Source organism: Ensifer sp. ENS08 (assembly GCF_014852195.1).
In the GTDB taxonomy this organism is placed as follows: Bacteria; Pseudomonadota; Alphaproteobacteria; order Rhizobiales; family Rhizobiaceae; genus Ensifer; species Ensifer adhaerens.
Map to the genome: position 1 here is coordinate 211,433 of NZ_JACVBF010000010.1, position 11,058 is coordinate 222,490.

The following is an 11,058-nucleotide window of genomic DNA, read 5'->3' on the forward strand; positions in this document are numbered from 1 at the left end:
TGATGCGTGTTCGCCCTGTTGACACTGCGTCAACGAAAGAGGCTGCAATTATCGTTGCCCATTTACTCCGACTAAGTTAGTCGTAGTTATTCGATGACATTTGCGATTGTCGCGGAAACCGTCTTGATCGGAGACACCATCAAAATGGCAATCGTCTTGGGACTGGGCCTTTCCAGTCGACGGCGAAGCCTTGTCTGAGGAAATGAAATGCGTGAACGAATTCTGATTATCGGCGCTGGCTTTGCCGGAATGTGGTCGGCACTCGGCGCCATGCGGCTACTGGACCAGCAAGGAAAGGCGGACGGATCCGTCGAAGTTGCCGTGATTGCACCGCAGCCCGAGCTCCACGTTCGCCCTCGCCTTTACGAAAAGAACGCGGCCCAAATGAAGGCGCCCCTGTCAGAGATATTCGCCAATGCAGGCGTACGCTTTATCAAGGGCTATGCAACCGGCATTTCGACGACAGACAACGTCGTCACCTATCAGGATGAAGATGGTCGGCATAGCACGATCACCTACAGCAAACTGGTCCTTGCAACGGGCAGCGTCCTCTTCCGCCCGGACATTCCCGGGCTCGACCACGCCTTTAATGTCGACCAGCTTGCCGATGCAGCCACGCTCGAGGATCACATTTCCGACCTGGGTCGGCTTCCCGAAACCCATGCCCGCAACACTGTCGTCATCGCTGGCGGCGGGTTTACCGGCATCGAAACGGCAGCCGAAATGCCGCATCGTTTGCGCGCCGCACTTGGAGACACCGCCAAGATCCGCGTCGTCATCGTTGAGCGAGGCCCTGCGATCGGACCAGATCTAGGCCCCGGCCCCCGCCCAGTTATCGAGCAGGCCCTCTTGGAATTGGGTGTCGAAACCTATCTGCGCGCGCCGATCGTCGCCATCGATGAGAGCGGCGTGAGCCTGTCGACCGGAGAACGCATCGAGGCGGCCACGGTTATCTGGACGGCTGGCGCCCGCGCCAACCCGATCACCAGTCAGATCGACGCGAACAAGGACTCGTTCGGACGGCTTCACGTCGACCGGAATCTCAAGGTCATTGGACAAGAAAACGTCTTTGCAACGGGCGACGTTGCCTGTGCCGCGACGGACGATCTCGGAAACCGAACGATGATGAGCTGTCAGCACGCCCAGAACCTCGGGCGCTCGTCCGGTCACAACGTCGCCGCTGATCTCCTGGGCGTCGCTCCGATCCCCTACAGCCAGGAGAAGTATGTTACCTGCCTCGACCTCGGTCCATGGGGCGCCGTTTACACCGAGGGCTGGGACCGCCAGATCAAGCGGTCCGGCGCCGAAGCCAAAAAGTTGAAGACGACGATCAACACCACGTGGATCTATCCCCCGATTGCCGATCGCACCACGGCGCTCGCGGCCGCGGACCCGCTGCGTATCGTTGTCGCCTGATGATCTTTCGCTAAGGCGAGCCCGTCGCCCCGCCCCCAATCGCGTGCGGGCTCGCTTATTCCAGTTCTCATCACGGAGTTACCACCATGAAAGCTCGAAAATTCCTGGCCGCCATATCGCTTGCAATCGCTTCGGCAATGCCCGCGGCTGCGCATGATCCGGGCGACGTCGTTACGCCCCACTTTGCGAAAGAAATACCCAACATACCGGGCAAGACCCTGACGACGCTGATCGTTGATTATCCTCCCGGCGGTACGTCAGCCCCTCACAGCCACGCAAAATCGTCCTTCATCTTTGCCTACGTTCTCTCAGGAGAAATAGAATCCAAGGTGAACGATGGTCCGACGCAGACCTACCGCGCTGGCGAGAGCTGGTACGAGCCTCCGGCGTCCAGGCATCTCGTTAGCCGCAATGCCAGCAAGACCAAGTCGGCAAAGCTGCTCGCGGTCTTTGTCGCCGACAGCGACGAAAAAGAACTGACCACTCCCATCCGATAAGACCAGCCCAAGGAGCAAACGAATGAGCAAACGTCTCGACTACAATCAGATCGCACCTGCCGGCGTCAAAGCGCTCGGCGGCGTCTATGGCTACATCCTGCAAAGCGGACTTCCCGCCGCGCTGGTCGAACTGGTCTATCTGCGCATCTCGCAGATCAATAATTGCGCCTACTGCCTCGACATGCACACCCGCGAACTGCTGAAGAAGGGGCAGCAGATCGAGAAGATCGCCTTGGTGCAAGCCTGGAAGGAGGCTGGCAATCTGTTCGATGGTCGTGAAAAAGCTGCCCTTGCCTGGGCCGAAACCGTAACACGCGTCGCTGAGACGGGCGTGCCCGACGAAGCCTTTGAGGCTGCAAGCGCCGTGTTCTCCGAGCGCGAACTCACGGATCTCACGATCGCGATCGGCCTGATGAATGCCTACAATCGCATGGCCATAAGTTTCCGCAATACACCACAGGCAGCCCTAGACAACTAGGCACTCTGGTCTGGGGGCGTGATCAAAGCACGTCCCCAGTTCGTTATCGGCATGGGCCCCAGAGAGGTGAAATTGGCCCGATGCGTCACTTCACCTGCAGTTGTTCCGAATCCCGACCGGAAAGTGCGCGCTGGCCTTGCTTCACGATCGTCTCGAGGAAATCGCCAACAACACGAATGCGTTTGGTGTCGCGGACCCCTTCATGAACGACAAGCCAAATGGCTTCCTCCTGCCTGCAAAGGTCGGGTTTGACGCGGACAAGTCCCTCGTCTGTGTCCGCGAGGATGCATGGCAATACGCCAAGGCCGTTGCCGGCCTTCATCGCGAGCACCTGCGCCTGCATCGTATCGACCGTCAGGTTGGCGGCGCCGCTTTCGACCCACGAGCGCAGGGTCTTGGGCAGGACAAGGAACGACAGGGGATCGCCCCACGAAATCAGCCGATGGCCGGTAATCGGCAAGTGATCTTCCCGGATCGGGTGGCTTTCAAGATAGGCTTTCGACGCGTAGAGACCGAACGCGATCGTGCCGATCCGGCGTACCACATAGTTGCCCTGTTCAGGGCGGCAGAGCCGAAGGCCGATATCCGTCTCTCGCTGTGGAATCTGGGCGAAGGACGTGGCGTTGACCGAAACGCCCAACGAAAGATCGGGATAGGCTTCCTGCAAAGCAGGCAGGTTTGGCATCAGCAGGTGATGTGCGAGCGTGTCGACGGTGATAATCCTAACCGCCCCCGAGACGCGCCCGTCCTGGCCGCAGAAGCTGCCTTCCAGTTCGCGCATGGCAGTTTCAATCGCCGTTGCTTTCTCGACCATCGCCCGGCCTGCGTCAGTGAGCTCGTAGCCGTCCGGCCGGCGCTCGAACAGGCGCGTCTTCAGAGCGTATTCCAGGGTCTCTATCCGTCGCGCCACCGTCGAAGCGCTCGCTTTCACTTCACGCGCAGCGCCGGTGAGGCCGCCCTGGCGTGTCACTGCAAGGAAGTAGCGGACATCGTTCCAGTTCATGTTTCTATTTTTCGAAAACCCTCTTGCGAACTTATGCGTCGAAGCGCGTGAAGGGAAGGATTATCCCTTTAAGGATCGTGGAAACGGAGCTTGGCAACGAAAAATCGGCAAAGCTCGATCAGAACTGTGAGGCTATGCTCATGATGAACAGGCAGTTTTCGGTCGGCGTGTTTGCCGCGCTCTTTGCAGCCTTTGCCTTCTCCCTCAATTTCGTCGTGCCGTTCATAATCGGCGACTTCTCCACGTTCGACTTTGCTCTTATCCGGCATGTGGTCTCGGCGACGGTTGGGGTCTTCATTCTGTTTTCAGAACGTAAGACGGCATTGCGCCACCTGACGTTCCAAAACGCCATGGCTGCCACGGGATTGGCCTTCATCGGCTATGTCGGCTACTTCCTGACGGTAACGGGAGCGGCAATCTACGCCGGCCCGGTCATTGCGCCTGCCTTCCTTGGCCTGGTTCCGATTGTGCTTGCCGTCATTGGAAACCGGGGTCAGGCGTCACTGCCATGGCGCTTCTTGATGACACCGCTTGCACTGGTGGCGATCGGTCTCGTGCTGGTCAACGGCACGGCGTTCACCGCAGATAGTCTCGGTTCCGTTCGCTCGCTTTGGATTGGTATTCCGCTTGCTCTGGCCGCGGTCGGTCTATGGGTATGGTTCGCGATCGCCAATCAGGCAGCGCTCGCAATCCGCCCGGCGATGCCGTCGGGCATATGGTCCGCATTGATCCTGATCGGCGGTGGTCTCCAGATGCTGGTTTTCTACCCGGTCGGTGCGGCAATGGACCTTTTCCAGCTTCCGATGCTCGGTTTCGGTTGGGAAGCCGCCGGCTCCCTCTATCTATGGGGAACGTCGCTGGCACTGATGGCGACCGTGTGCGGGGTGTGGGCTTGGAATGTCGCGTCGAGGACGCTTCCTGTTGCGCTCGCGGCACAGCTGATCGTGTCCGAAACGGCCTTCGGCGTAATTGGCGGACTTGTTGTCCATGCACGTTGGCCAACGATGATGGAGGCAGCCGGCGTCGCGGTGCTCATCGCTGGTGTCGTTCTTGCCATTCGCGTGTTCTACGGTCAGCAGGCCCAAATGAACGAGGCCATCGCGCAGCCATCCTGACGCTCGCGCGATGGGCTACCCCTGGTCATGGAGACCTCGGTCGGCCGCTTTTCTTTGATGCGCGTCCTCGCGCACTCCAAACCGATCAACCGGCCGCCGTATCTAACCAGATCGTTACAGGACCATCATTGGCCAGTTCCACCCGCATGTCCGCGCCGAAGACGCCATTCGCAACAGCAACGCCAAGGGTCGAGACTTGTGCAGAGAAATGCTCATAGAGGCGTTTACCCTCCTGCGGCGGCGCGGCCGTAGAAAAGCCTGGCCGGTTGCCTTTCGTCTCTGCGGCCAGGGTAAACTGGCTGACGACGAGCGCTGAGCCGCCCACGTCGACCAGGGAACGGTTCATGCGATCCTGATCGTCCCTGAAGATGCGCAGGTTGACGATCTTGCGCGCCAGCCATTCGCTTTCCTTCTCGGTGTCGCCCTTCATCGCACACACGAGCACCAACAGGCCGCTGGCGATTTCTCCCGTGACCGCGCCGTCTACCGTGACACGCGCAGATGAAACGCGCTGGACAAGTGCTCTCATGGCAAGGAATCTCCCTATGGCTTGCCGGCGTTTATCCACTCCGAGGCGATCGCAATCAAGCTCTATGCGACCCGACAGCAACCGTCTGGACGAGGTCGTCAGACCTGGTCGAACGATGGGCAGACCTGGCGGCGCTCGCTACCGTGCCTGAAGGGGGTAGCATTTTCACGCGGTGGAATGGCCGTGGACGACGGCGAGCTACCACGTTTGATCGCGACCGTCGTTGGGCTTGTCGGATCATACGCAATGTTGAGGCAATCCGGGCGCTGTGATCTCGCCAATCAACGGAAGATTGGCGAAGGCCGGTGCTCGGCATGAAGCCGCGCACTTCAAACAGGGAGCGAAACGGCCTTGAGCATTTGTGACAGCGACACGACGCAAAACGGCACTCCGCGCGCAGAAAGAGAAACCAAGCGAGGAAATGGAATGCGCACGAGACTGGTGATGGCGGGTCTCGTGCTGCTGTTGACACCGGCAGATCCGGCCCGGTCGCAGGCGATCGAACCCGTTTGCCCTTCTCCGCACGACAGAACGGTTGCCATCACGTTCGACGATCTCCCTTATACCCGCGCAGGCGATGCGGGAGGGCAGGAACTCTCTGCGCTCGCGAGGGCCACGAACGAAGCCATTCTGGCCGGTCTCGCCGTTCGTAACGTTCCCGCTATCGGGTTTGTCGTCGAACGGCGTGTGCAGGCGCTGGGTGAGATCGGTCAGACACTGTTGGAACCGTGGAACACTGGCCAATTCGAACTTGGCAATCACAGTGCGAACCACCCCGATAGCAATACCTTGGACGTCGATGCGTTTCGTTGCGAAGTGATTGACGGAGAGGCGACCATTCGGCCGATGGTGGAAAAGGCCGGCCGAACCCTTCGGTTCTTCCGGTTTCCCTACAATCACCTCGGAGACACGGATCAACGTCGCGAGGCGTTCGAACGGGTACTTGGCGAACGCGGTTATCATCTCGCGGCATCCACCATCGATACGTCGGATTATGTGTTTGATGCTGCATATGAACGGGCATTGGCGCGATCCGATACGGCGATGGTCCGAAGGATCGAAGACGCTTACATAGACTATAGCCGCGTCGAGATTGCGTATTATGCGGATCTGAACCGCAAGGTCCTCGGGTGCGAACCGCCCGGCATTCTCCTGCTTCATGCCAATCGCATCAATGCGGCCACCATCGATCGAATACTCGGGCTTTTCAGAAGTACGAGCTACCGCTTCGTCTCCCTTGATGAGGCGCAAGCCCACCCGGCGTACAGGCAGCCGCCTCAATTTGCCACCAAGTTCGGACCAATATGGGGGTATCGCTGGGCAAGGGAGCGGGACCTCAAGGTGGATGGAAGCAAGGAGGAAGAGCCTCCGGCATGGGTGACCCAATACACCGATCCCGACGCGCCGCTCTGATCCGCATCCGTGGCCAAGATCGAGCTCAAGCAATCGCTTGGCCGCGACGGCTTAACCCTGTGCTTCGCCGCAATGTTCTCGCAACGCGTGGCCCCAAGACTCCTGAACAGTCGATTCGATATTTGAAGGAGTATGTCCCATGCGTGCGTCGGTCTTCGGTAAGGTTCTCGCGCTGACCGCAGCTTTGGGCGCGACTGTGCCTGCAGCTCCAACCGTCCTTGCTGACGATTACGATGGAGGTTGGCGCCATTGTCGGGACCTTCACGGAAGAGACCGGTGGCGTTGTGAGGAGGCGCGGCGCGATCGGTGGCGCGAGCGCCAGGAAAAACACGACAAGAAGGATATGAAGGCTGGTTTGGCCGCCGGCGCGATCGGTTTGGCCCTCGGTGCCATCATTATCGGTGCGGCACAGGAAGCCGAGCGGAAGCGCGAGGCGGAAGCTTATCGGCGCAACGATCGCGATGCGCGGTGCCTTGCGCGCTACCGCTCCTATGACCCGCGCAGCGGAACATTCATTGGGCGTGACGGCCGGCGCTACGAATGCAGGTGAAGGCTGCGCCTCCGGCCGACAAGTCGCCCACAAAGGCGTGGCGACCTTTCGCGCAGAAACCTTTACGGACGCCTGCTTCGGCCATAGATGTGCTGCAATGGTGGGTGCGTCCTGCGTGCCGATCGTAAGGCTGGAGGGAGTTTTGACGGATTTTACCTGGTTGAATGAGCCTCGAAACTGGAACGTCGAAAATGGCGTGCTAACCCTCAAAACGGAGGCGAATACCGACTTCTGGCAGACAACCTTCTATGGCTTCAGGCGCCATTCCGGTCATGCCAGACTGCAGGCGGTGAGCGGAGATTTTACCGCATCGGTGGTCGTGCGCGGTGATTATCGCGAGCTCTACGATCAAGCCGGGCTGATGCTGATTATCGACGAAACACACTGGCTCAAGACCGGCATAGAGTTCACCGACGGCTTGATGCATTTCTCAGTTGTCGTCACGAACGGAACGTCGGACTGGTCCGTAATCCCGCTTGCGCAAGCGCAGCCGAACGCCGAAGTGCATATCCGGCTGACGCGGCACGAGGCAGCGCTCAGGGTCCAGTTTCACCTTGGCGATGGTCCGTGGCAGATGGCGCGGTTATGTCCATTCTCCGGTGAAGACGCACGGATCGGTGTCATGGCCTGCTCTCCTGAGCGCGAAGGTTTTACCGCGCAGTTCGAAGGATTTTGCCTGGGCGCTCCGATATCGCGCGACTTGCATGCCTCATAGGAACCCTTGCTGCTAGCAGCGGCGATCCGCTCGCCTTGGTCGGGCATTGAAGGGACGTCCGACCCGTGGTCGGTATTCCTTCGCGCGCGCCTTGCCGCAGTGGAACTTCAAGAGCGCATCGGGCGTTCCGCAACCTTCTGCGGCTCACAGATCGCGTCCAACCAGAGCCGCCGTCACAACATCGTCACGAAACGCACGAACAACTCGCTTCGTGTAAATGGCGGAGGCACAGATGGATTACTTCAGACGCTTCACCTTTTTGTTCGCGACACCCGCCTTCGACAACGAGGATCTCGAGGGGGCCAGGTACAAGCAGATTGTCGAGGAGATCGAGCGGTCTGGTTTCGAGGTGGTCCGCGCACGGAGCCTTGAGGACGCGGAAATCGCCGTCCAGACGGACGCGGCCATCGGCTGCATGATGGTTGACTGGGGCAAGAAAGGCATGGAAGGCAAGACCGCCTCCCTCATCAATCTGATGCGCCGACGCGGTCTCGAATTCCCGATCATCCTTCTGATCCGGCGCAAGCGCTTTGAGGACGTACCGGTCGAAGTGCTCGACTTCATCGACGGCTATGTCTTTCTATCCGAAGAGACGCCTGCCTTCATCGCGAAAAACCTCATCAGCCGCCTCAAGCAATATGCCGAGACGATGAAGACGCCTTTCTTTGGCGCGCTGGTGGATTACGCCGAGGAAGGCAACCAGCTTTGGACCTGCCCCGGACACAACGGCGGCGTGTTCTACAGCCGCAGCCCGGTCGGCCGCGTGTTCATGGAGCATCTGGGCGAAGCGGTCTTTCGCGATGATCTTGACAATTCCGTGCTCGATCTCGGCGATCTCCTGACCCATGAAGGGCCGGCGCTCGCCGCCCAGAAGGAAGCCGCCAAGATTTTTGGCGCGGAGAAGACCTACTTCGTCCTTAACGGCACCTCGACTTCCAACAAAGTTGCGCTTTCCGCCCTGGTCACCGATGGCGACCTGGTGCTGTTTGACCGTAACAATCACAAGGCGGCCCATCACGGCGCGCTGATGATCTCCGGCGGCATCCCGGTCTATGTGCCGACCGCCAGAAATGCCCATGGGCTCATTGGCCCCATGGATTTAGGCGCGCTCAATGAGGAGGCGCTGCGCGAACGCATCCGCGCCCACCCGCTGGTCAAGGACCCGGATGCCTGGCAGAAACAGCGCCCGTTTCGGGTGGCGGTGGTGGAACAGTGCACCTATGACGGCACGATCCACAATGCCGAGATGATCCTGAAAGCCATCGGCCATCTGTGCGATTACATCCTGTTCGACGAGGCCTGGGCGGGCTTCATGAAATTTCACCCGCTCTATGCCGGTCGTTTTGCCATGGGCCTTGCCGAACTCGGACCCGAGGCACCGGGCATCATCGCCACGCAATCCACGCACAAGCAGCTTGCGAGCTTTTCGCAGGCATCGCAGATCCACATGAAGGATCGGCACATTACCGGCCAGAAGCGCCGGGTCGAGCACCGACGCTTCAATGAGAGTTTCATGCAGCACGCTTCGACGTCGCCTTTTTATCCGCTCTTCGCATCCCTCGATGTCGGCGCGCAGATGATGAAGGGTCGTTCCGGCGAAGTGCTGTGGGACGATACGATCCGGCTCGGCATCGAGCTTCGCAAGAAAATACGGGCGGTGCGTAGGGAGTTCGAGGAAAAGGAGCGTCGGCCCGAGCGCCGCTGGTTCTTCGAGCCCTTCGTGCCGGACCGCGTGGCCATGCCGGATGTGGCAAGCCCCGCAGCGGTACACGACGTGCCATGGGAGAGCGTCGCCACCGATCAGCTCGCCACCAATCCGGCCTTCTGGCACCTCACCCCGGGGGCTGCATGGCACGGCTTTTCCGATATGGCGCCGGGCTTCGCGATGACCGATCCCAACAAGCTCACGCTGCTGACGCCAGGTTTTGACAGGGCAACGGGCGCATATTCAGAGCACGGCATTCCCGCCCCGATCGTTGCGCAGTACTTGCGCGAGAACCGTATCGTCGCAGAGAAAAACGATCTCAACTCCCTGCTGTTTCTGCTCACGCCCGGCGTCGAGGCAAGCAAGGCGGGCACACTGATCAGCGGCCTCGTCGCATTCAAACGGCTTCACGACGACAACGCAGCTCTGGAAGAGGTCATCCCGGAGTTCTATCGCCGCCGCCCTGGCCGCTACGCGGGGGTGCGATTGCGTGATCTGTGCGGCGAGATGCATCGATTCTTCCGTGACGCCAATGTCAGCGCGCTGCAGGCCAAGCAGTTTTCCGAAGAGCATCTGCCGGATATCGCCCTTTCACCCCACGACGCGGCGCGCTGCCTTGTGCGCAACGGCGTCGACTTTCTGCCGATCGACGCCATTGCCGGGCGGATCGCAACGACACCTTTTGTCGTCTATCCGCCGGGGATCGCCACAATCGTGCCGGGCGAGCGACTGACCGAGCGCGCTCAGCCAATGATCGACTATCTCAAGATGTTCGAAACCTGCTTCAACACTTTCCCCGGCTTCGACGTCGAGATCCAGGGCCTTTACCGCCAAACCGACGCGTCGGGCCGCATACGCCTTCATACCTACGTCGTCGCTGAATAGAATTTTGGAGTTTCGTGACCCCTCATGCCGCAGGATGAAACAATCATCATTCGCCCGTCGCGGGAGAGCGACGTTGATGCCATGCTGGCCATCTATCGCCGGCACATCCGACGCGGCATAGAAGAGGGTGTCGAAGAGGGCGACGCACCACAGCCGGACGACCTTCGCGAGCGGCGGAAGAACCTGAAAAGCCGCCGCTTGCCCCATCTCGTCGCGGTCAACGAGGGCGTGGTGGTCGGATACGCCTATGTCGTGCTGTTTCGCAAGCGCCCCGCCTACCGTTACACGGTCAAGCACTCGATCTATGTTCACCACGAGCATCTCGGTCAAGGCGTCGGACGTCTGCTCATGCGGGGCCTGATCGACGCCTGCGCCGCAGCCGGCTTTCGCCAGATGATCGGCTACATCGACGCCGACAATGTCGCCTCCCTCACTTTGCACGAACGCTTCAACTTCGTACGCGTCGGCCTGCTTCCGGGTGTTGCTTATCGTTACGGGCGCTGGGCCGATAGCGTCATGGTCCAGCGCTCTCTGGGTCCGGGCTCGACGATGCCACCGCCGCCGCCTCTCTCCACCCGATGAGGGTCGCCCCTGTGCGCGCCGTTCAAACGTCAAAAAGCCCGCCGGATTTCTCCATGCGGGCTTTTTTTGATTTGGTTGCGGGGGCAGGATTTGAACCTGCGGCCTTCAGGTTATGAGCCTGACGAGCTACCGGGCTGCTCCACCCCGCGCCATCGCGGTAAACCGCTTTG

11 protein-coding genes and 1 tRNA gene are annotated in these 11,058 nt (G+C 60.0%); 9 read left to right on the plus strand and 3 right to left on the minus strand.

All coding sequences use genetic code 11. The features are described from left to right. Positions 1–207 precede the first annotated feature (207 nt). The 3 genes from IB272_RS21595 (at position 208) to IB272_RS21605 (ending at position 2,391) form a co-directional block, all read left to right on the plus strand. Positions 208–1,416 (plus strand): FAD-dependent oxidoreductase, encoded by a 1,209-nt coding sequence (locus IB272_RS21595; RefSeq protein ID WP_192445012.1) that lies wholly within the window; start codon positions 208–210, stop codon positions 1,414–1,416. Positions 1,417–1,502: 86 nt separating this feature from the next. Continuing rightward, positions 1,503–1,913 carry a cupin domain-containing protein gene (locus IB272_RS21600; RefSeq protein WP_060603394.1) on the plus strand — a complete coding sequence of 137 codons (411 nt, stop codon included), beginning with the start codon at positions 1,503–1,505 and terminating at the stop codon, positions 1,911–1,913. A 22-nt stretch (positions 1,914–1,935) separates the two neighbouring features. After that, positions 1,936–2,391 carry a carboxymuconolactone decarboxylase family protein gene (locus tag IB272_RS21605; RefSeq protein WP_089046151.1) on the plus strand — a complete coding sequence of 152 codons (456 nt, stop codon included), beginning with the start codon at positions 1,936–1,938 and terminating at the stop codon, positions 2,389–2,391. Positions 2,392–2,476: 85 nt separating this feature from the next. Here the strand turns inward: IB272_RS21605 and IB272_RS21610 are convergent, their stop codons facing one another. After that, entirely contained in the window at positions 2,477–3,394 is a 918-nt protein-coding gene (locus tag IB272_RS21610) for a LysR family transcriptional regulator (RefSeq protein ID WP_113505018.1), read from the minus strand. A 143-nt stretch (positions 3,395–3,537) separates the two neighbouring features. On the opposite strand from IB272_RS21610, the gene IB272_RS21615 reads away from it, so the two are divergent. Then, positions 3,538–4,509, plus strand: coding sequence for a DMT family transporter (locus IB272_RS21615; RefSeq protein WP_060603507.1), 972 nt, complete (start codon positions 3,538–3,540; stop codon positions 4,507–4,509). Between the two features lie 85 nt (positions 4,510–4,594). Here IB272_RS21615 and dtd read toward each other — a convergent pair whose 3' ends face one another. Continuing rightward, positions 4,595–5,038, minus strand: coding sequence for a D-aminoacyl-tRNA deacylase (dtd, locus tag IB272_RS21620; protein ID WP_034799023.1), 444 nt, complete (start codon positions 5,036–5,038; stop codon positions 4,595–4,597). 426 nt (positions 5,039–5,464) lie between these two features. Between dtd and IB272_RS21625 the strand changes: the two genes are divergently transcribed. The 5 genes from IB272_RS21625 (at position 5,465) to IB272_RS21645 (ending at position 10,888) form a co-directional block, all read left to right on the plus strand. Next, positions 5,465–6,451 (plus strand): polysaccharide deacetylase family protein, encoded by a 987-nt coding sequence (locus IB272_RS21625; RefSeq protein WP_192445014.1) that lies wholly within the window; start codon positions 5,465–5,467, stop codon positions 6,449–6,451. A gap of 139 nt (positions 6,452–6,590) precedes the next feature. Then, a complete protein-coding gene (locus tag IB272_RS21630; protein ID WP_083523606.1) occupies positions 6,591–7,001 on the plus strand; it encodes a BA14K family protein in 411 nt (136 codons plus the stop codon). A 97-nt stretch (positions 7,002–7,098) separates the two neighbouring features. Further along, on the plus strand, positions 7,099–7,716 hold the full coding sequence (locus tag IB272_RS21635; RefSeq protein ID WP_060530213.1) for a DUF1349 domain-containing protein: 618 nt from the start codon (positions 7,099–7,101) through the stop codon (positions 7,714–7,716). A 232-nt stretch (positions 7,717–7,948) separates the two neighbouring features. Beyond that, positions 7,949–10,306, plus strand: coding sequence for an Orn/Lys/Arg decarboxylase N-terminal domain-containing protein (locus IB272_RS21640; RefSeq protein ID WP_192445016.1), 2,358 nt, complete (start codon positions 7,949–7,951; stop codon positions 10,304–10,306). 24 nt (positions 10,307–10,330) lie between these two features. Then, entirely contained in the window at positions 10,331–10,888 is a 558-nt protein-coding gene (locus tag IB272_RS21645; RefSeq protein ID WP_192445019.1) for a GNAT family N-acetyltransferase, read from the plus strand. 72 nt (positions 10,889–10,960) lie between these two features. Here the strand turns inward: IB272_RS21645 and IB272_RS21650 are convergent. Then, positions 10,961–11,037: transfer RNA gene (locus IB272_RS21650), tRNA-Met, on the minus strand. Positions 11,038–11,058: the final 21 nt, after the last annotated feature.

Coding starts and splice junctions, on each gene's coding strand:
- IB272_RS21625 (WP_192445014.1), top strand. CDS start 5,465: ATGCGCACGAGACTGGTGATGGCGGGTCTCGTGCTGCTGTTGACACCG.
- IB272_RS21635 (WP_060530213.1), top strand. CDS start 7,099: ATGGTGGGTGCGTCCTGCGTGCCGATCGTAAGGCTGGAGGGAGTTTTG.
- dtd (WP_034799023.1), bottom strand. CDS start 5,038: ATGAGAGCACTTGTCCAGCGCGTTTCATCTGCGCGTGTCACGGTAGAC.
- IB272_RS21630 (WP_083523606.1), top strand. CDS start 6,591: ATGCGTGCGTCGGTCTTCGGTAAGGTTCTCGCGCTGACCGCAGCTTTG.
- IB272_RS21600 (WP_060603394.1), top strand. CDS start 1,503: ATGAAAGCTCGAAAATTCCTGGCCGCCATATCGCTTGCAATCGCTTCG.
- IB272_RS21610 (WP_113505018.1), bottom strand. CDS start 3,394: ATGAACTGGAACGATGTCCGCTACTTCCTTGCAGTGACACGCCAGGGC.
- IB272_RS21605 (WP_089046151.1), top strand. CDS start 1,936: ATGAGCAAACGTCTCGACTACAATCAGATCGCACCTGCCGGCGTCAAA.
- IB272_RS21615 (WP_060603507.1), top strand. CDS start 3,538: ATGAACAGGCAGTTTTCGGTCGGCGTGTTTGCCGCGCTCTTTGCAGCC.
- IB272_RS21645 (WP_192445019.1), top strand. CDS start 10,331: ATGCCGCAGGATGAAACAATCATCATTCGCCCGTCGCGGGAGAGCGAC.
- IB272_RS21640 (WP_192445016.1), top strand. CDS start 7,949: ATGGATTACTTCAGACGCTTCACCTTTTTGTTCGCGACACCCGCCTTC.
- IB272_RS21595 (WP_192445012.1), top strand. CDS start 208: ATGCGTGAACGAATTCTGATTATCGGCGCTGGCTTTGCCGGAATGTGG.